Here is an 18,628-nt window from a genome sequence, read left to right as displayed (position 1 = left end):
ATCAGGGGGGGGCAGGGGGCAGGGATCAGGAATCGGACAGCAGCTTGTCGAGGGTGATCGGCAGATCGCGCACCCGCACACCCGTCGCATGGTGCACCGCGTTGGCGATGGCCGCCGCCGTGCCGACGATGCACACCTCGCCGAGGCCCTTGGCGCCCATCACATTGGTGTGCGGGTCCGTCTCGTCCAGCCAGTGCGCCTCGACCGCGTGCACATCGGCGTTGGCGGCGATGTGGTACTGGGCGAAGTCCTGGTTGACCACATGGCCGAACCGCGGGTCCAGCACGCTGTGTTCGTACAGCGCCATCGACATGCCCTGCGTCATGCCGCCCAGCAGCTGCGACCGCGCGGTCCTTGGGTTGATGACCCGGCCCACGTCGAACATCCCGAGCAGCCGCGGCACCCGGACCTCCCCGGTGTCCGCGTCCACCCGGACCTCGGCGAACTGCGCCCCGAAGCTGTGCATCGCATACCGCTCGGCGTCGGTGTTCGCGGGCATGTCGGCGGTGACCTCGAGGCCGTCCGGCGGAACCACGTCGCCGTGCTCGGTCTCCAGGAGCGTCCGCGCCTGTCGGGCGGCCTCCGCGATCGACGAGCCCCAGCTGTTGATGCCGGAGGAGAAACCGGCGGGGGAGGCGTTCGGCAGGGTGGTGTCCCCGATGCGCAGCTCCACCCGCTCGACCGGCACGCCCAGCGCGTCCGCGGCGATCTGGGTGAGCGCCGTCCAGGTGCCGGTGCCCAGGTCGGCGGCGGCGATCAGCACCGTGCAGTGCCCGTCCGGCGCGACCCGGACCGTCGCCGCGTTCCCCGGGAGGCGCGGCGAGGGGTACGTGGACGCGGCCACCCCGGTCCCGATCAGCCACCGCCCCATGCGGCGCGCCCGGGGCGTCGGATCGCGCCGCTCCCATCCGGCGCGGCGGGCGCCCTCGCGCAGACAGGCCACCAGATGGCGGCTGGAGAACGGCAGTCCGGACTCGGGGTGGACGTCCGGCTCGTTGCGGATGCGGAACTCCACCGGGTCCATGCCGCACGCGATGGCCATCTCGTCCATCGCCGACTCCAGCGCGAACATGCCCTGCGCCTCGCCCGGCGCCCGCATGATCGTCGGCACCGGGATGTCCAGCGGGGCCAGCCGGTGGGTGGTGCGCCGGTGCGGGGCGGCGTACATCAGCCGGGTGCACACGGCGGTCTGGTCGGCGTACCCCTTGGCCCGGGCGGTCTGCTCGACCACGTCATGGGTGACGGCGGTCAGGCGGCCGTCGGCGTCCGCGCCGAGCCGGATCCGCTGGATCGACGCCGGGCGGAAGCCCACCAGCGCGAACATCTGCTGACGCGTCAGCGTGAACTTGACCGGCCGGCGCACGGTCCGCGACGCCATCGCGGCGAGCACCGCGTACGCGTGCGGGTACACCTTCGACCCGAAGCCGCCGCCGACGTGCGGGGACACCACCCGCACCCGGCCCGGCTGGAGCCCCAGGGTGGCGGCGATCAGGTTGCGGCTCATCGTCGCGCCCTGCGTGGAGCAGTACACGAGCAGCTCGCCGTCGGTCCAGGTGACCACGGCGGTGTGCGGCTCCATCGGGTTGTTGTGGTACATCGGCGTGGTGTACGTGGCGTCCAGCACGGTGTGCGCGGCGGCCAGCACCGGGTCGGCGTCGCCGAGGACGCTGTCGGCGGGGGAGCCGTCCTGGAGTTCGCCGCCGCCCTGCCCGAACTGGGCCGCGTCCCTAGGCTTGTAGAGGTCGTCGCGGTCCTCGCGCAACGCCGTGTCGGGCGGGCGCTGCGCGTAGCCGAACCGCACCAGGCCCGCCGCGTACCGGGCCGCCTCCGGGGTCTCCGCGACCACCGCGCCGGTGAACTGCCCGCGCCAGGCCACCTCGTCGGACTGGAGCACCGCCAGCTCCGGATCGTCCGGAATGGTCAGCCGCGGCGCGGTGAGATGGGTGAGGACGGCCAGCACCCCGGGCGCCGCCTCCGCGGCGGCGGTGTCCACCCCGGTGATCCGCCCGGCGGCGATGGTGGACTGGAGCGGATGGAGATAGGCGGGGTGCTCGACGGGCCACTCGAAGGCGTAGGTGGCGGTGCCGGTGACCTTCAGCGCGCCGTCGACCCGGCGCAGCGGCGCGCCGACCGCCCGCGGCCGCTCCCTGACCTCGCTCATCGGGCGACCTCCAGCACATCGAGCAGCGTGGCGACGACGGTGTTGCGGGCGAGCGCCATCTTGAAGGCGTTGCCCGGCAGCGGCTCCGCCTGCGCCAGTTCGGCCGAGGCCGCGTCCCGGAAGCTGTCCCAGGTCGCGGGCGCACCGCGCAGCGACTCCTCGGCCTTCCACGCCCGCCACGGCTTGTGCGCCACTCCGCCCAGCGCGATGCGGACGTCCCGTACGGTCCCGCCGTCCCCGACGTCCAGCGCGGCGGCGACCGACACCAGCGCGAAGGCGTACGAGGCGCGGTCGCGCACCTTGCGGTAGCGGGAGGTGGCGGTGAAGTCGGGCGGCGGCAGCTCCACGGCCGTGATCAGCTCCCCACGCCGCAGCACCGTGTCCCGCTCGGGGGTGTCGCCGGGCAGCCGGTGCAGCTCGGTCAGCGGGATGCGCAGCTCGCCGTCCGGGCTGTCGGCCCCGTGGACGCACACGGTCGCGTCGAGCGCCGCCAGCGCGACCGCCATGTCGGAGGGGTGGGTGGCCACACAGGACGGCGAGGCGCCGAGGATCGCCATGTCGCGCTGATAGCCCTCCAGCGCCGAACACCCCGACCCCGGCTCGCGCTTGTTGCACGGGGTGGTCACGTTCTGGAAGTACGCGCAGCGGGTGCGCTGCAACAGGTTCCCGCCGGTGGTGGCGAGGTTGCGCAACTGGCCCGAGGCGCCCGACAGCACGGCCTGCGACAGCACCGGATAGCGCCGCCGGATCCGCCGGTCGGCGGCCAGATCGCTGTTGGGGACGGCGGCGCCGATGCGCAGCGACCCGTCCGGCAGCTCCTCGATCCGGTCCGAGGTGAGCCGCCGTACGTCGATCAGCACCTCGGGGGTCGCCACTTCGAGGCGCATCAGGTCCACCAGGTTGGTGCCACCGGCCAGATACGCCGCCTCCGGCTCCTCGGCCAGCGCGGTCACGGCGGCCGCCACGGTGTCGGCGTGTTCGTAGCGGAAGGGCTTCATCGGCGCGCCCCCTCGTCCCGGTGTGCGACATCGGCGATGGCCGGGACGATGTTGGCGTACGCGGCGCAGCGGCACAGGTTGCCGCTCATGCGCTCGGCGATCTCCTCGTCGTCCAGCACCACATCGGCGGCGTTCGGATCCTTGGCCACGGCGCTCGGCCAGCCCGCCGCCGCCTCGCGCAGCATGCCCACCGCCGAGCAGATCTGGCCGGGGGTGCAGTAGCCGCACTGGAACGCGTCATGGGCGATGAACGAGCGCTGGAGCGGATGCAGCCCGTCGCCCTCCCCGTCCCCGCCCGCGCCGTTCACCAGGCCCGCGGCCGTGACGACGTCGGCGCCCTGGTGTGCCACCGCCAGCGCCAGACAGGCCAGGGCGCGGCGGCCGTCGAGCAGGATGGTGCAGGCGCCGCACTGGCCGTGGTCACAGCCCTTCTTGGGGCTGGTGTTCCCCAGCCGCTCGCGGAGGGCGTCCAACAGCGTCGTACGGGTGTCGACGGTGAGCCGGTGGTCCGTACCGTCCACCCGGAGCGTGATCTCCACGTCCATGCTTCACATCATCGGACATATGTGCCCTGATCGCCTGTTCTCGCCTCAGTGCCTCCGGAGCGCCGACGGTGCGGCAGGCCCGCCGCGTCGTCGGCGCCACCGGCTCCGCACGCCGCTCAGGACCGCTCGGCGCCGCCGTCGACGGACGACAGCACACCGTCCAGATGCGGCAGGTAGTGGTCCATCCGCTCCCGCTTGGTCAGCAGGTAGGGCAGGTTCTCCTCGCACGGCTGGATCAGCAGCGGAACCTGCTCGCTGATCTTGATGCCGTGGCGCAGCAGCGCCTCCCGCTTGCGCGGGTTGTTGGAGAGCAGCCGTATGGAGCGCACCCCGAGGTCGTGCAGCATCTCCGCCGCCACCTGGTAGTCGCGGGCGTCGTCCGGGAGGCCGAGCGCGAGGTTGGCCTCGACCGTGTCCAGGCCCTCCGCCTGGAGCTGCATCGCCTGGAGCTTGGCCAGCAGGCCGATGCCCCGGCCCTCGTGGCCGCGGAGGTAGACGAGGATGCCCCGCCCCTCGCTCACGATGGCGCGCAGCGCCGCGGACAGTTGGTCGCCGCATTCGCAGTGCCGGGAACCGAAGGCGTCTCCGGTCAGGCACTCGGAATGCACGCGCGTCAGTGCGTCCTCGCCCTTGATGTCGCCGTAAACCAGCGCGATCTGTTCATCTCCGCGATTGTGGTCCTGGTAGCCGTAGGCGAGGAAATCGCCGTGCACGGTGGACAGCCGGAGATTCACCACTCGTTCGACATCCGATCGACGAGCGCTGTCGACCAACACGCTATCACTTGCTGTCATGTTGCAACCCTATCTGGTAAACGCCGGGTGGCGTAGGGGAAAATGGCAAAGTCGGCCGGGTGATTGGCCGCGCATCCCGTAACGCGAAGAACGAAAGGCCCGTAGCACATGAGTGATTCGGAAACGCCGGACCAGTGGGCCTCGGGGCTCCTGCCGCCGACGACCACGGAGGAGGTGCGGGCCCTGCGGACCGGTGTCGCCGTCCTGCCCATCGGCAGCTTCGAGCAACACGGCGCCCATCTCCCGCTGGTGACGGACACGGTCATCGCCTGCACCATCGCCCGGGAGATCGCCGCGGCGTATCCGGTCCAACTCCTCCCGCCCGTCACGGTTTCCTGCTCGCACGAGCACGCGGACTGGCCGGGCACCGTCTCCATATCCGCCGCGACCCTGTACTCCGTGGTGCGCGACATCGCCGGATCGCTCCGCCGCTCCGGTGTCGGTTCGCTGATTCTGGTGAACGGACACGGCGGAAATTACGTCCTGCGCAACATTGTTCAGGAATCCGCCGGCACCGGTACCCGCATGGCGCTTTTCCCGGGCTCGGCCGACTGGGACACGGCCCGCACCAGGGCCGGTGTCCAAACCCCGTCGTACAGCGATATGCACGGGGGAGAAGTGGAGACCTCCATCCTGTTGCATGCCCATCCCGAACTCGTCCGTCCCGGTTATGAAACCTCCGATTGTCTCGCCGACGACCGGAAGCATCTGCTGACCCTCGGCATGGCCGAGTACACCGAGTCCGGTGTCATCGGCCGCCCTTCCCTGGCATCCGCCGGTAAGGGAAAGGAACTTCTCGCCGCACTCACCGAATCCTTCGCCGAGTACCTTTCCGTGGTCGGCGGCTCTCCGGTCGGCGAGCGGGTCGGCGAGCGACAGGAAACGGAGACGCGATGACGACGCTGGACACGGCACAGGCCTGGGAGCGCCTGCGCTCCATACGGACCGTGGCCGACGCCCGGGCCGCCGGGCTGGTGCGCGGCTCGGGCGGCGCGGTGCGCTGGCGCGAGGACGCCACCCCGGAGGCGGACGAACTCGCCGACCGCTATCTGCCGCTCTGCCTCGCCGGGCCGCGGCTGACGATCGCCCAGCTCGGCCAGAGCCTCGACGGTTTCATCGCGACCCGCACCGGCGACGCCGACTACGTCACCGGCGAGGAGGACCGGTGCCATCTGCACCGGCTGCGCGCCCTCACCGACGCCGTGGTGGTCGGGGCCGGGACCGCCCTCGCGGACGACCCCCAGCTCACCGTGCGCGCCTGCTCCGGACCGCATCCGGTGCGCGTCATCCTCGATCCGCACCGCCGGGTACCTCCGCATCGCCGGGTCTTCACCGACGGCTCAGCGCCGACCCTGTGGGTGGTGGGAGCGGACACCGGCGACGGGCGGACGGCGCCGGACGGCGTTGACGTACTGACCCTGCCGGACCGTGCCGCGTTCACGCCGCAGCGCCTGGTGGAGGCGCTTGCGGCGCGCGGACTCGGCCGGGTGCTGATCGAGGGTGGCGGCGTCACGGTGTCGCGCTTTCTTCATGACGGCGCGCTGCACCGCCTGTACGTCACCGTGGCACCGGTTCTGCTCGGCGACGGCATCCCGGGGCTGCGCTTCGACGGCACCCCCGTCATGCGCGACGCGCTCAGGCCCCGGACCCGCCGGGCCCACCTCGGCGAGGACACCCTCTTCGAGCTCGACCTGGGGACGCCGCAGCCGGACGGCCCACTGCCCGACCAGCACACCCAGACCGGGCAGGCTCGCGGCGAAGGTGAGCACCCCGTACACGACCGCGACCGTCAGCCCCTGGGCGGCGCCCAGGCCCGCGGAGCCGAAGGCCCACGCTGTGACGCCCTCGCGGGGACCCCAGCCGCCGACGTTCAGCGGCAGCGCCATGGCGAGCAGGGCCAGCACCATGATGGGCACCAGCTCGACCGCCGGGGCGGTTGATCCCGCTGCCCGCGCGGCCAGCAGGAACATCCCGAGATAGCCCGCCAGCACCACCGCGGACGAGAGCACGACCCCCGGCCAGCTCGCGCGGGCCAGCAGCCCGAGCCGCGCCTCGGTGAGCGCGGCGCGCAGCGCCCGGCGCCCCCGCGAGGTGCCGGGCCTGCGGCGCAGCCGTACGACGGCCACGGCCCCGAGCCCGCACACCGCGAGCAGCGCGGGTGCGGCGCCGGGCGTCGTGGCCACGGCGTGCAGCACCCGTCCGCCCTCGGACAGGGCGAGGGCGGGGTGGGCGAACAGCAGCGCCACGCCGACCATCACCAGCACCACCTGACCCGCGGTCCGCTCCAGCACCACGGCGCGCACGCCCCGGGCGACATCGCCCTCGGTGCGCCCGTGCCGTACCGCGCGGTGCACATCGCCGAGGACGCCGCCGGGCAGCGCCGCGTTGAGGAACTGGGAGCAGTAGTAGTCGCCGACCGCCTGCACCAGGGGCAGCCGGATGCGCAGCGCCCGCGCCACCACGCACCAGCGCCAGGCGCTGAACACCGTGGTCAGCAGGCCCAGTCCGAGGGCGGCCAGCAGGGTGACCCCGTCGATGCGGCGCAAGCCCTCCACGAAGGCGCCGGTGCCCATCTGCCACAGCAGCACCGCGATGATGGCCGCTCCGGCGAGGGTGCCCAGCCGGGCCCGGATCGTCGCGCTCATGACACTCCGCCCGTCGGCCCGGGGCTCACAGGGCGCGGCAGGGCGAGCAGGTCGTCGTGGTGCACCACCACCCGCAGCTCGCCCGCCGTGCACTCCGCCAGCCGCCGCCGCAGATACGTCTCCGCACGCGGCTCCAGCTCCGGCCGGTGCTCCACCGCCGCGCCCACCCAGCCCCGCAGCCACTCCGCCGCGAGCGCGGACTCCCCGCCGCCCAGTAGCCAGGGGCTGGCGTGCGTCCGTACCGTCGCACCATGCCGGGCGAACGCCTCGGAGGCCACCGCGACCGCGTCCGGCCCGAGCAGACCGGAGCGGCGCTGATGGGCGTTGAACGCCTCCGCGATCTCCGCGTCCAGCGGGTCCTCCGGGGCCAGTTCGACCCGCCCCGCCACCGACAGCGCCAGCAGCACCGGACAACCGGCCCCGGCACAGGCCGCGGCGAGCCCCTCTATCTCCTCGGCGGTGAGCACGTCCAGCAGCGCGGAGGCCGTCACCAGTGACGCACCCGCCAGATCGTCCGCGGTCAGCGAGCCCAGGTCACCGCGGCGCGTGCGCACCGTGACCGGGCTGCCGTCGGCGGCCGCACGCGGCGCCCGCTCGGCGGCCAGCTCCAGCAGACCCGGATCGTGGTCGTGCAGCACCCACTCCTGCGGGCCGTCCAGCCGGGGCGCCAGCCACCGGCCCAGCGAACCGGTGCCGCAGCCCAGGTCATGGATCACGCGTACGGAGCGTCCGGCCGTCTCCGCGAGACGGGCCCGCAAGGGCTCCAGCAGTTCGGCCGCGCGGGCGGCGGCGTCCGCGCCCTCGCGCAACTCCAGCCACTCGGGCGCGTATTGAGGCGTATCGGTGGTGGTCACGCGGCCCTCCGGGGTTCGCGGCGAAGTCGTTCCAGCGCACCGGCCAGGTCCGACGCGGTCGTGTGCCAGCCGTCCAGCGCGGTGCGCCGGCCACGGGCGGCCGTGATCAGCCGGCGGCGTACATCGGGATCGCCCAGCCAGCGGCGCAGCGCCGCCGTGAGCGCGGCCGGGTCGTCCGGGGCCACGAGCAGGCCCGGCACGCTGCCCTCGGGCGCGTGCCCGAGCGCCTCCGGAACCCCGCCCACGGCGGTGGCCAGCACCGGAACGCCGTGCGCCAGCGCCTCGGTCACCACCATCCCGTACGTCTCGGCGTACGAGGCGAGCACCAGCAGATCGGCACCGGCGAAGCTCGCCTCCAGCTCCGCGCCGCGGCGCGGGCCGGTGAGCCGCACCCGGTCGCCGAGCCCGGACGCCTCGATCAGCTCGCGCAGCCGCTCCACGTAGCCGGGGTCCTGGCCGAGACCGCCGACGCACTCCAGCGTCCACGGCAGATCGGCGACCTCGGCCAGCGCCTCCACCAGCCGGTGCTGCCCCTTGCGCGGGGTCACCGAGGCGACGCACAGCAGCCGGGTGCCCTCGTCCGTGCCGGACGCCTGCGGCGCCACATCGGCACCGGGCGCGGCCACATGGACCCGGCCCGGGGCCAGCCCGTGGTGCGCGACGAGCCGACGGGCCGCCCAGCCGCTGGTGGCCACCACCGCGGGCATCGCGCGCAGCGTCTTGCGCTCCAGCGCGTCCAAGTCCGCCGCCCGGCCCGGGGCGAGCCCCGTCTCCTCACCCAGCGGCAGATGCACCAGCACCCCGGGCCGCAGCCGTTCCGCCTCGGGAACGACCAGGTAGGGGACGGCGCAGGCCACGAGGCCGTCGAGGAGCACGATGCTGCCGTCCGCCAGCTCCGCCAGGAGCCGGGCCAGTTCGGCGCGCGCCGCGGGCCCCGGCTGCGGCCAGCTGCCCGCGATCGTGTGCTCGTGGACGTCCCAGCCGATGCCGGGCAGCTCCCGGCAGATCCGCCGGTCGTACGTATTGCCGCCGCTCGGCGTGGCCGGGTCGTCCACCCCGCCGGGCATGACGACGTGCACTTCGCGCACCGGCGGCGGGACGGCACCGCTGCCGAGGCCCAGCAGGCTCCCGGGACTGTCGAGGTGCGCGGTCACAGGTCACGCTCGTAACTCGCCCAGGCGACATGCGATTCGTGCAGGGTCACCTTGATCCCGGCCAGGCCGCGCGCGCCCTCGCCGAGCGCACCGGCGTGCACCCGCTCCGCGAGCCGGTCGGCGATGACCTTGGCCAGGAACTCGGTGGAGGTGTTGATCCCCTTGAAGGCGGGCTCGTCATCGAGGTTCCGGTAGTTGAGGTCGCCGACCACCGCGCTCAGTTCCCGGGTGGCCAGTCCGATGTCGACGACGATGTTGTCGTCGTCCAGCGCGGCGCGCCGGAAGGTGGCGTCCACCAGAAACGTGGCGCCGTGCAGACGCTGCGCGGGTCCGAAGACCTCTCCGCTGAAGCTGTGGGCGACCATCAGGTGATCGCGGACGGTGATGCTGAACAACGGCCCTCCCGGTCCGGCGGCACATCTCGGCTTCTAGTACGGCCGATGCCTTCCCCGTGTTCAGCCGCAGCTCAGCCTTGTTCAGACGGCTTTGCGCGCCGCGCCCCGGGCGCCTCAGTACCGCACCCGGTGGCACAGCCCCGGCAGCTCACCGGCGGCGATCCGGGCCATCACCCCCGGCAGCTCCTCGAACGCGCATTCCCCGGTGACCAGCGCGTCCAGCGCGGGGTCGGCGAGCAACTCCAGCGCGAGCGCCAGCCGGTCCGCATAGCCGCGGCGGCCGCCCCGGACCGGGGACACCGTCCCCACCTGACTGCTGCGCACGGTCAGCCGACGGGAGTGGAACGCCTCGCCCAGCGGCACGCTGATCCGACGGTCGCCGTACCAGCTCAGCTCGATGACCGTGCCCTCCGGGGCGAGGAGTTCCAGGGAGCGCGCGAGACCCGCCTCGCTCGCGCTGGCGTGCACCACGAGATCCCGCTCGCCCTCGGCTTCCTCCGGCAGCGCGAAGTCCACGCCGAGCGCCTTGGCGAGCGCCGCGCGCGCCGGGTCGGCGTCCACCAACTGGACCCGTACGGCCGGATAGCGGGCCAGCAGCGCGGCGACCGACGCCCCGACCATCCCCGCCCCGATCACCGTGATCCGGTCGCCGAGCAGCGGCGCCGCGTCCCACAGGGCGTTCACCGCGGTCTCCACCGTCCCGGCCAGCACCGCCCGCTCGGCGGGCACGCCCTCCGGTACGGGCGTCACGGCGCTCGCCGGGACCACGTACCGCGTCTGATGCGGGAACAGACAGAAGACCGTACGGCCCACCAGCTCCCGCGGCCCCTCCTCGACCACCCCCACATTGAGGTAGCCGTACTTCACCGGCCCGGGGAAGTCGCCCTCCTGGAACGGCGCACGCATCGCGCCGTACTGGCTCTCCGGCACCCCGCCCCGGAACACCAGCGCCTCCGTGCCGCGGCTCACACCGGAGCACAGCGTGCGCACCACCACCTCACCCTCGGCGGGCTCGGGCAGCACCACATCCCGTATCCCGCCGTGACCGGGGGAGTTGAGCCAGAAAGCACGGGCGACGCGCTCCATCTGCGTCCTCTCTGTAGGAATCGAGCAGAAACTCTGCGCTGAAACAACGGGCCGCGCATCGCGCTGAACAAACGGGAGACGCGCCACGTACGGGACATCATCAAGCCGCGCACACGCTACGCGGCGCCAATCGACACTGTCACACAGCCGGAGGGGTGCCCGGTGGCCCTGAACCACACACACAACGCGAGGCTGTTGCGGCAGGAGACAGCGGCGGGAGCGGGCGTACAGATCCTCCTGCTCACGCTTCTGGGCGCCTCGCTCGACCTGGGGCCCGCGGGCTGGCTCACCGGCCTCGCCTTCGCGGCCGTCTCCTGGGCCGTGCTGACCCGCGCCGTCTCCCGCTCCTGGCTGTCCTCCTTCGGGGCCGCCAACCGCGTCACCCTGGCCCGGGCCACCCTCGTCGGGGGCGTGACCGCGCTGGTCGCCGACTCCTTCACGAGCCCGCCCCGGGTCGCGGTCCTCACCGCGCTCACCGCGGTGGCCCTGATCCTCGACGCGGTCGACGGCCAGGTGGCCCGCCGCACCGGAACCTCCTCGACCCTGGGCGCACGGTTCGACATGGAGGTCGACGCCATCCTCATCCTGGTGCTCAGCGTCTACGTCGCCACCGCACTGGGCCCCTGGGTGCTGCTGATCGGCGCCATGCGCTACGCCTTCGTCGCGGCCGCCCGCTTCCTCCCCTGGATGAACGCGCCGCTCCCGCACAGCATGGCCCGCAAGACGGTGGCCGCCCTCCAGGGCGTCGCCCTCCTCGTGGCCGCCACCGGTCTCCTCCCGGCCCCCGCGAACCTCGCGGTCGTGCTGCTGGCCCTGACCTCGTTGATCTGGTCCTTCGCCCGGGACATCGCGTGGCTGTGGAGCACCGGAAAGGCCACCCGCGCCGAGGCGCGGACGGGACCCGACCGCCCCGTCGCCCGCGTCGCACGCCTCGCCCGCCCGGTGCCCCGCGTAGTCCACGACGAGCCGGTCCCCGCGCGCAGCGCGTAAGCGCCCTCCCGGCGCTCCCGATTCAGCGCGTCCTCACTCCTGTGACCAGCGGGCGACGCGCACCTGCTCGGGCCGCTGCGGGCGAGGCCACGTGGCGATTCGCCCGTGGGGAACGCCGTGGAGGCGGGCCATGAGCACGGCGGCGTCGTCGTGCCGGCCGCCGGGGTGCTGTCGCCCCAGGAGTGCGTCGCACGCTTCCTCCAGCGACAGGTGGGGGGTGGTGAGGCTGCGGCGCACGGCGGACAGCCCCTCCTCGATGTCCTCCTCGCGGGTCTCCACCAGACCGTCGGTACACATCAGGAGAAGGCTGCCGGGGTCGACGGACAGCTCGAATGTGTCGATGGCGGGGCTTCCCACACCGATCGGCGCGCTGACGGGCACCTGGAGCAGTTCATCCTTGCCGTCCGGGCTCACCAGGATGGGTGGAAGGTGCCCGGCGCTGGAGAAGGTGGCCCGGCGGGTGAGGGGGTCATAGATGCCATACAGACACGTGGCCAGGATGGTCTGGTCGAGCCCTTGGGCGAACTGGTCGAGGCGGAGCAACAACTGCGCGGGGGGAAGGTCCAGGGTGGCGAGGGTTTTGACGGCGGTGCGCAGTTGGCCCATCGCCACGGCCGCATGCAATCCATGACCTGCCACATCACCGATGACCAGGCCGACCCGGTGGCCGGGCAGCCGGATGGCGTCCAGCCAGTCGCCGCCCACCTGCGTGGTGCGGCTGTACGGGTGGTACCGGTAGGCGATTTCCACCCCTGGCAGATGGGGCGGCAGCATGGGCAGGAGACTGCGCCGCAACACGGCTGAGGTTCTTGCCTGGTGGTGGTAGAGGCGGGCGTTGTGCAGGGACAGGGCCGCCCGCTCGGCCATCTCCTGGCAGGCGGCCAGGTCCGCCGGGAGGAACGCGGGGCGCCCTGGTTTGCGTCCGAAGACCAGGAAGCCAAGGACCGAATCCCGCACGGTCAGCGGCACCAGCATGACGGAGGAGTCAGTGAGCACCGACCGGGCTGACGGGCTGTCGAGTTCCGCCGGCAGCTTCCGCAGGATGTCCCGGTCGACCCGGGGAATGAGGACCGGCTCGATGAGTGCGAGAAACCGGGCCATTGCCGTGCCGGATGGGTAGGCGAAGGTCTGCCCCGCCTGGAGTCCCTCCCCGTGCCCCGGGTCGTCATGGTGGACGGCGGCCACGCGGTGCATCACCGAGGCGGCGCCCGGATTCCGTGCGGTGGAGTCGTCTTCCGATGCGGTCACATGATCGTGGAGATGAACCGAAGCGAAGTCGGCGAACCCCGGAACAGCCGAGGCGGCCAGGAGGCGAGCCGCGTGGCCGAGGTTCAACGTGGTGCCGATGTCCCTGATCGCCCGTTGAAGGAAGGCCAGCCTGGCCGTCTCGCCCTCCATGTGTGCGTCGGCCGTATCGTGCCGGTCGGGGACGATGCGGTTCGGAACACTTTGTGGTGCCTGCAACTAGGCCCCCTTGACGTGGTGTCGGGCAGCGGTGGCGCCCATGTGACGACGAGGAGCACGGCGACCGACGCGCCATCCACAAAGGGCCCGGATCGTCCGACAAGACCGTATCGCCTGAATCGCTCCACGGTGGTCACTCAAAGGAGTGGTCTGGCGGGGAGTGAGATGACGCATGCCTCGCCGCCGGGTCCGGCAGCGCAGGTCTGCATCATGCCGGGGCCCGACGCCGGGCTGTCCCCCGTACTTGCACTACGGGGGACAGCCCTTGCCGGATGGGTGGCGTTGCGGGCGGTGCCGGCAGGGGTGGCGGTGGCTGTGGTGGCTCCGCGGCGCTCTCTCGTCCGTGGCGAGGAGGACCCGCTTCACGGCCCACTGAGGGTGCGGCAGGCAATGCGCGCTGTCAGGCGTCGGGCCGCCAGTCGAACGGGAAGTGCTTGCTGGACCCGCCACGGTACTCGCGGGAGAAGTCAAAGCCCTCGGCGTGGTCCGCGCTCACCACACCCCATGTCGCAACCTGGCCGGGCCCCACCTCCGCCCCCGGGGCGTTGATCAACTGCACCCGGCGCCTGGGGTCCGAGGTGGGGCCGGTCAGTGCCGTGGCGCCCACGCTCACCTGGTCGGACACGGCCGCGCGCCAGTATGCAAGATCCGGCGCGGCATCAAAGTGAATCGGGGCGTATCGCACGTCGCGCACTTCGCTGATCAGTGAACCGAACGTGCCCGGCCATCCCCCGGCGTTGCCGCGGAAGATCTTCTCCAGGGCGTCCCGCTGTGCGGGCGTCCCCTTCGCGTCGATGTAGAACATCGCCGTCATCGTGGCGTCAGGGTCGTCCACCCACATGTTTCCGGCGAACTCGCCGAGCGCCACGACGCCCAGGCCGTCCAGGCGTACATCCCCGAAGTGCCCTTCATGGATCTGCCATACGAGCGTGAACAGGCAGGCGCCGTTTGTCGGAGCCTGCGCGAAGGTGCAAGGGCAGGGCATCGAGCAGCTGCATACGTCGAACCACTCGCCCTTGAGGTGCCAGTTCGTCTCGCTCATCACGGTTCCCCTTCCCTGTATACCCCCTGGGGGTATCTCTGCGGCAAGAGGTTATCCTGCCGCCGCGACTGTGTCAAATACCCCCAGGGGGTATTTGACACAGTCGCGGCAGCCGACGAGGGCGGCCAAGGCCCGTTTCCGGAAGGCCATCAGCCGCAGGTCAGGTCGTCGTCTCGATCTTCACCGGCAACCCCGGCGATCACTGACCGTGATGGCCTGGAGGAGGGTGAGGTTGCCGCGGCACCGCCCGCTACGGCTGCCTGTCACCGTTCGGAGAAGCCGCCCTGGCGGCACCCCTGGGCGGCTACCCCGTGCGCTGCTCCGGCCTGGGGTACGTCGTCATATGCGTGCCACCTCTTCCCGCAGCGCCCGCCCTGACGCCCGCTCGGCGCCCGGCCCAGCAGCCTCACGGCCCCGCCCAGGTAGCCCCGGGGAGGCCGGGGGCACGCCAGATCTCACCCACCGCAGTTCCTCAGCCCCGTGGCACAGCTCCAGCTCCACGCACTTGAGACGTTCAGGCCGCGCTCAGGTGTCGGGTCACCTGCCCAGAAATGCAGAAGACCCCTGATGGACAGGGGTCTTAGCTGGTGTCCGAGGGGGGACTTGAACCCCCACGCCCGATAAAGGGCACTAGCACCTCAAGCTAGCGCGTCTGCCATTCCGCCACCCGGACCAGGTGTCTGCCGTCCCGGCCCGCGGCCGTTCCGACGTGGAAAACCATAGCAAACATCAGAGCGTGCTCGATCACGCGGACGGCCCCCTGGACGGCGGCGGACGGTGGGTCGCCGCTGTGTGACGGGGGCATGACGGCGGTATTGCGGCCTTGGGCTGCGGCGTCGGGAGGTGGAGGATGGCGGAGTGACCCCGCGGTGGGCCGGTCCGGGTGGACCTGGCCCGGGGGCAGGGAACGATGAGGAGGCAGCGTGAGTGAGTCGCAATCGGGCGGGACGAAAGCCGGAACGGTCAGAGGCGAGGACGAGGTCGTCGATCTGTGCCGCGATCTGATCCGGATCGACACCAGTAACTACGGCCCCGATCACTCCGGCCCCGGCGAGCGGGCTGCCGCCGAGTACGTCGCCGAGAAGCTCGCCGAGGTGGGGCTCGAACCGCAGATCTTCGAATCCCGCAAGGGCCGGGCCTCGACGGTGGCGCGCATCGAGGGCGAGGACCCGTCCCGGCCCGCGCTGCTCATCCACGGGCACACCGATGTCGTACCGGCCAACGCCGAGGACTGGACCATTCACCCCTTCTCCGGCGAGATCGTCGACGACTGCGTCTGGGGCCGGGGCGCGGTCGACATGAAGGACATGGACGCCATGACGCTCGCGGTCGTCCGCGAGCGGCTGCGCACCGGCCGCAAGCCTCCGCGCGACATCGTGCTCGCCTTCCTCGCCGACGAGGAGGCGGGTGGCGTGTTCGGGGCGCGGCACCTGGTCAACCATCACCCGGAGCTGTTCGAGGGCGTGACGGAGGCGATCGGCGAGGTCGGCGGCTTCTCGTTCACCGTCAACGAGGACCTGCGGCTGTATCTGATCGAGACCGCCCAGAAGGGCATGCACTGGATGCGGCTCACGGTGGACGGCACCGCGGGCCACGGCTCGATGACCAACAGCGACAACGCCATCACCGAGCTGGCGGAGGCGGTCGGGCGGCTCGGGCGGCACAAGTTCCCGATCCGGGTGACCAAGACCGTACGGTCCTTCCTGGACGAGCTGTCCGACGCGCTCGGCACCCCGCTCGACCCGGAGAACATGGACGAGACGCTGGCCAAGCTCGGCGGCATCGCGAAGCTCATCGGGGCGACGCTCCAGAACACCGCCGCGCCGACCATGCTGGGCGCCGGGTACAAGGTCAACGTGATTCCCGGGCAGGCGACGGCCCACGTCGACGGCCGCTTCCTGCCGGGTCTGGAGGACGAGTTCCTGGCCGACCTCGACCGCATCCTCGGCCCGCGGGTCAAGCGCGAGGACGTGCACGCGGACAAGGCCCTGGAGACGAGTTTCGACGGGGCGCTGGTCGATGCCATGCAGTCGGCGCTCAAGGCCGAGGACCCGATCGCGCGCGCCGTGCCGTACTGCCTCTCCGGCGGCACGGACGCCAAGTCCTTCGACGACCTCGGCATCCGCTGCTTCGGCTTCGCGCCGCTGAAGCTGCCCCCGGAGCTGGACTTCGCCGGGATGTTCCACGGCGTGGACGAGCGGGTTCCGGTGGACGGTCTGAAGTTCGGCGTGCGGGTCCTCGACCGGTTCCTGGACGCGTGCTGAGGGGTGCCTGAATGGCCTAATCGATCACACATACTGAATGCATCACAAAGGGTGAATGCTGTCGTAGCTTGATAGCTTGATTGCTCCCTCCTCGTTACATGGGGTGTGCGGCTCGTGACCGGGCCGCGAAGCCGAAGAGGGGGCGGGACGATGAACCCCGGCCTTCGGCGACTACCGCATCGATCACGTGACGTTGAGTCACGGTCCACCGGAACGTGATCCCGGCGGTCCGGGAATGCGCGCGACGCGCACTCCCGGACCGTCCGGGCATGGGGGTGCGGGCGACACCGCCCGCACGCGTTCCGGCCGGGCCACCGGCAGGGGAGCGAAAAGTTATGCGACAGGTTGCGAAAAAGGGCCTGATCACCGTAGCGGCGGCGAGCGGCATGCTGGCCGTGACCGGAGGCTACGCACACGCGGACTCGGGGGCGAACGGCGGCGCCGGGAACTCGCCCGGCGCCGTGTCGGGCAACAACATCCAGGTGCCGGTGCACGTGCCGGTGAACCTGTGCGGAAACACCGTGAACGTCCTCGGGTTCCTCAATGACGCCCGGTGCGGCGGCGGTGCTCAGCAGGGATCCGGCAGCTCGTCCAACTCGGGCAGCTCGTCCAGCGGCTCCCAGGCGGGGAGCTCCTCCGCCCAGGGCAGCACCCAGACCTCCCCGGGGGTCGGCTCGGGCAACAACATCCAGGCCCCGGTGCACGTTCCGGTCACCGTGTGCGGGAACAGCATCGGTGTGATCGCGGCCGGGAACAGCAGTGGGGGCGACTGCGACGGTGTGGTCGACGCCGTACCGGAGAACCCGGACAACCCCGGGAACCCTGGCAACCCGGGGAACCCTGGGAACCCCGGCAACCCCGGTACTCCGGGCAACCCTGGGAACCCCGGCAACCCTGGTAACCCGGGGAACCCCGGTAACCCGGGTGAGCCCGGCACCCCGGGGAACCCCGGTAACCCGGGCCAGCCCGGCACCCCCGGCAACCCCGGTCAGCCGAACAATCCGGGAGATGACACCCCCGGCAACAACGGCAACAACGGTGACAACGGCAACGGGCCCGGGGCGCACGCCGCCGACCCGGCCGCGAACCTCGGCGGTTCCCACCTCACGGGCAACGAGCAGCTCGCCCACACCGGTGCCGGACCGGTGGAACTGGCCATTCCGGCCGCTGCGGGCATGCTGCTCGCGGGCACGGTGCTCTACCGTCGGGCGCGCGTCGCGCGGCGCTGACCTCGCCCACACCGTCTGACCTGGTCTGATCCCGTTGGATCACGGCGGGCCCCGCCTCGTGCGGGGCCCGCTGTGCGTCACCAGGTGGCGCGGAGCTGGCGGATGATTCGACGCCGCAGCCGCACTCTTCGGCTGCCGTCGGGGTTGAGTCTCAGTCGATCCAACTCCCAGTGTCCGTATTCGGCATGGTCCGTGAGCAGGCGGGTAGCGGCGTTGCGGGACACCCCGCGTGGCACATACACGTCGCAGAATTCGTATTCCGGCATCGCATCTATTGTGCGGGAACTGCCCTGGTACGGATAGCGTCTGCACTATGTCTGATGCTGCGCAGCCATCCGCTGCCGAGGTACGCGCCGCCGCTGAAGCGGTGAAAGCCGCACTGGACCGTCACCTCGACGCCGTCGAGCGCCGGTCGGGGGAAGGCGACCCGGCCGTCTACGCCGCATTCAACGAACTGGCGGCGGCAGCCGAGGTCTACGACGAGCTGCTCTATGACACCTACGACGAGGTCACGCCCTTCGAAATCCCGGGCGACGACAGCCTGCCCGCCTATGCGGGCCCGGACGAACCCAGTGCGCTCAGCGTGCTGATCCGCCGGGACTACGCGGTCGTCGAACCGCAGCGGCTGCTGTCGCAGGCCCAGCGCATCGTCGACCTGGACCCGGACCTCGACACCGGAGGCGGCCGCCTGGGCGGTGGGACGGCCGGTGCCGGGGAAAGCGTCCATGCCGCCCTCGGCGTCGTGTTCGGCGAGTTCGAGCCGGACGAGATCGCCTCCCGGCACAAGGAGTTCGGCCTGGAGGAGGGCGACTCGACCCTCTGGGTCTCGGCCCTCGAAGAGCCCGCCGAACCGGGCGAGTGGCTGTCCGCCCCGTTCGACCAGGCCGACCCCGAGCAGATCGTGTGCCGCTTCGACGTCAGCTCGGTCTTCGACGAGGAGCTGGACGACGAGGACGATCTCGAGGTGCTGGGCCCGGGGAGCTGAACCCGGCAGCACCGCCGCACCC

Annotated in this window: 16 protein-coding genes, 1 tRNA gene and 2 pseudogenes; 6 read left to right on the top strand and 13 right to left on the bottom strand. The window is 71.8% G+C overall.

The window, feature by feature from the left end:
* Window positions 1-25 precede the first annotated feature (25 nt).
* The 4 genes from HYQ63_RS09390 to ribA form a co-directional block, all read right to left on the bottom strand.
* Window positions 26-2,161: a xanthine dehydrogenase family protein molybdopterin-binding subunit gene (locus HYQ63_RS09390; RefSeq protein ID WP_179933400.1), complete on the bottom strand. Its 2,136-nt coding sequence runs from the start codon at window positions 2,159-2,161 to the stop codon at window positions 26-28.
* Entirely contained in the window at window positions 2,158-3,159 is a 1,002-nt protein-coding gene (locus HYQ63_RS09385; protein WP_179933399.1) for a xanthine dehydrogenase family protein subunit M, read from the bottom strand. Before HYQ63_RS09385 ends, HYQ63_RS09390 begins: the two co-directional genes overlap by 4 nt.
* Window positions 3,156-3,704 carry a 2Fe-2S iron-sulfur cluster-binding protein gene (locus HYQ63_RS09380; RefSeq protein ID WP_179933398.1) on the bottom strand — a complete coding sequence of 183 codons (549 nt, stop codon included), beginning with the start codon at window positions 3,702-3,704 and terminating at the stop codon, window positions 3,156-3,158. The genes HYQ63_RS09385 and HYQ63_RS09380 overlap by 4 nt, the downstream gene beginning before the upstream one ends.
* 116 nt (window positions 3,705-3,820) lie before the next feature.
* Window positions 3,821-4,498 (bottom strand): GTP cyclohydrolase II, encoded by a 678-nt coding sequence (ribA, locus tag HYQ63_RS09375; protein ID WP_179933397.1) that lies wholly within the window; start codon window positions 4,496-4,498, stop codon window positions 3,821-3,823.
* 108 nt (window positions 4,499-4,606) lie between these two features.
* On the opposite strand from ribA, the gene HYQ63_RS09370 reads away from it, so the two are divergent.
* Together HYQ63_RS09370 and HYQ63_RS44580 are read left to right on the top strand one after the other, a co-directional pair.
* The gene (locus tag HYQ63_RS09370; RefSeq protein WP_179933396.1) at window positions 4,607-5,395 is read left to right on the top strand and encodes a creatininase family protein; all 789 of its coding nucleotides are present in this window, start codon (window positions 4,607-4,609) and stop codon (window positions 5,393-5,395) included.
* Window positions 5,392-6,033: pseudogene (locus tag HYQ63_RS44580) on the top strand (RibD family protein); the annotation flags it as partial. The gene HYQ63_RS09370 and the pseudogene HYQ63_RS44580, both read left to right, overlap by 4 nt.
* Window positions 6,034-6,303: 270 nt before the next feature.
* Here HYQ63_RS44580 and HYQ63_RS09365 read toward each other — a convergent pair.
* The 5 genes and pseudogenes from HYQ63_RS09365 to HYQ63_RS09345 all read right to left on the bottom strand — a co-directional run.
* A pseudogene (locus HYQ63_RS09365) lies at window positions 6,304-7,071 on the bottom strand (YbhN family protein); the annotation flags it as partial.
* A 68-nt stretch (window positions 7,072-7,139) separates the two neighbouring features.
* On the bottom strand, window positions 7,140-8,066 hold the full coding sequence (locus HYQ63_RS09360; protein ID WP_373689205.1) for a methyltransferase domain-containing protein: 927 nt from the start codon (window positions 8,064-8,066) through the stop codon (window positions 7,140-7,142).
* On the bottom strand, window positions 7,994-9,151 hold the full coding sequence (locus HYQ63_RS09355) for a glycosyltransferase family 4 protein (protein WP_179933393.1): 1,158 nt from the start codon (window positions 9,149-9,151) through the stop codon (window positions 7,994-7,996). Before HYQ63_RS09355 ends, HYQ63_RS09360 begins: the two co-directional genes overlap by 73 nt.
* Window positions 9,148-9,546 (bottom strand): 6-carboxytetrahydropterin synthase, encoded by a 399-nt coding sequence (locus HYQ63_RS09350; RefSeq protein WP_179933392.1) that lies wholly within the window; start codon window positions 9,544-9,546, stop codon window positions 9,148-9,150. The genes HYQ63_RS09355 and HYQ63_RS09350 overlap by 4 nt, the downstream gene beginning before the upstream one ends.
* 114 nt (window positions 9,547-9,660) lie before the next feature.
* Entirely contained in the window at window positions 9,661-10,632 is a 972-nt protein-coding gene (locus HYQ63_RS09345) for a zinc-binding alcohol dehydrogenase (protein WP_179933391.1), read from the bottom strand.
* A gap of 162 nt (window positions 10,633-10,794) precedes the next feature.
* Between HYQ63_RS09345 and HYQ63_RS09340 the strand changes: the two genes are divergently transcribed.
* Window positions 10,795-11,622: a CDP-alcohol phosphatidyltransferase family protein gene (locus HYQ63_RS09340; RefSeq protein WP_179933390.1), complete on the top strand. Its 828-nt coding sequence runs from the start codon at window positions 10,795-10,797 to the stop codon at window positions 11,620-11,622.
* A 33-nt stretch (window positions 11,623-11,655) separates the two neighbouring features.
* Here the strand turns inward: HYQ63_RS09340 and HYQ63_RS09335 are convergent, their stop codons facing one another.
* From HYQ63_RS09335 to HYQ63_RS09325, 3 genes are all read right to left on the bottom strand, one after another.
* On the bottom strand, window positions 11,656-13,086 hold the full coding sequence (locus HYQ63_RS09335) for a PP2C family protein-serine/threonine phosphatase (RefSeq protein ID WP_179933389.1): 1,431 nt from the start codon (window positions 13,084-13,086) through the stop codon (window positions 11,656-11,658).
* A 400-nt stretch (window positions 13,087-13,486) separates the two neighbouring features.
* The gene (locus HYQ63_RS09330) at window positions 13,487-14,128 is read right to left on the bottom strand and encodes a DUF1326 domain-containing protein (protein WP_179933388.1); all 642 of its coding nucleotides are present in this window, start codon (window positions 14,126-14,128) and stop codon (window positions 13,487-13,489) included.
* A gap of 585 nt (window positions 14,129-14,713) precedes the next feature.
* Window positions 14,714-14,801 (bottom strand) — tRNA-Leu (locus HYQ63_RS09325).
* Window positions 14,802-15,051: 250 nt separating this feature from the next.
* On the opposite strand from HYQ63_RS09325, the gene HYQ63_RS09320 reads away from it, so the two are divergent.
* Together HYQ63_RS09320 and HYQ63_RS09315 are read left to right on the top strand one after the other, a co-directional pair.
* A complete protein-coding gene (locus HYQ63_RS09320) occupies window positions 15,052-16,392 on the top strand; it encodes a M20/M25/M40 family metallo-hydrolase (protein WP_179933387.1) in 1,341 nt (446 codons plus the stop codon).
* Window positions 16,393-16,727: 335 nt separating this feature from the next.
* Window positions 16,728-17,621, top strand: a complete 894-nt coding sequence (locus HYQ63_RS09315) for a chaplin (protein ID WP_179933386.1) — start codon at window positions 16,728-16,730, stop codon at window positions 17,619-17,621.
* A gap of 77 nt (window positions 17,622-17,698) precedes the next feature.
* Here HYQ63_RS09315 and HYQ63_RS09310 read toward each other — a convergent pair whose 3' ends face one another.
* On the bottom strand, window positions 17,699-17,887 hold the full coding sequence (locus HYQ63_RS09310; protein WP_079038522.1) for a DUF5703 family protein: 189 nt from the start codon (window positions 17,885-17,887) through the stop codon (window positions 17,699-17,701).
* A gap of 47 nt (window positions 17,888-17,934) precedes the next feature.
* Between HYQ63_RS09310 and HYQ63_RS09305 the strand changes: the two genes are divergently transcribed.
* The gene (locus HYQ63_RS09305; protein WP_123102887.1) at window positions 17,935-18,606 is read left to right on the top strand and encodes a hypothetical protein; all 672 of its coding nucleotides are present in this window, start codon (window positions 17,935-17,937) and stop codon (window positions 18,604-18,606) included.
* Window positions 18,607-18,628 lie beyond the last annotated feature (22 nt).

The sequence above is a fragment of the Streptomyces sp. Rer75 genome, assembly GCF_013414305.1.
In the GTDB taxonomy this organism is placed as follows: domain Bacteria; phylum Actinomycetota; class Actinomycetes; order Streptomycetales; family Streptomycetaceae; genus Streptomyces; species Streptomyces himastatinicus.
Note: the sequence above shows the minus strand (reverse complement) of the source record. Positions and strands in the feature narration are given on the sequence as shown.

Bases quoted from the DNA above. Each gene is read 5' to 3' on its own strand.
- HYQ63_RS09315 (WP_179933386.1), top strand. From the start codon at position 16,728: ATGCGACAGGTTGCGAAAAAGGGCCTGATCACCGTAGCGGCGGCGAGC.
- HYQ63_RS09345 (WP_179933391.1), bottom strand. From the start codon at position 10,632: ATGGAGCGCGTCGCCCGTGCTTTCTGGCTCAACTCCCCCGGTCACGGC.
- HYQ63_RS09380 (WP_179933398.1), bottom strand. From the start codon at position 3,704: ATGGACGTGGAGATCACGCTCCGGGTGGACGGTACGGACCACCGGCTC.
- HYQ63_RS09305 (WP_123102887.1), top strand. From the start codon at position 17,935: ATGTCTGATGCTGCGCAGCCATCCGCTGCCGAGGTACGCGCCGCCGCT.
- HYQ63_RS09385 (WP_179933399.1), bottom strand. From the start codon at position 3,159: ATGAAGCCCTTCCGCTACGAACACGCCGACACCGTGGCGGCCGCCGTG.
- HYQ63_RS09370 (WP_179933396.1), top strand. From the start codon at position 4,607: ATGAGTGATTCGGAAACGCCGGACCAGTGGGCCTCGGGGCTCCTGCCG.
- HYQ63_RS09330 (WP_179933388.1), bottom strand. From the start codon at position 14,128: ATGAGCGAGACGAACTGGCACCTCAAGGGCGAGTGGTTCGACGTATGC.
- HYQ63_RS09310 (WP_079038522.1), bottom strand. From the start codon at position 17,887: ATGCCGGAATACGAATTCTGCGACGTGTATGTGCCACGCGGGGTGTCC.
- HYQ63_RS09390 (WP_179933400.1), bottom strand. From the start codon at position 2,161: ATGAGCGAGGTCAGGGAGCGGCCGCGGGCGGTCGGCGCGCCGCTGCGC.
- ribA (WP_179933397.1), bottom strand. From the start codon at position 4,498: ATGACAGCAAGTGATAGCGTGTTGGTCGACAGCGCTCGTCGATCGGAT.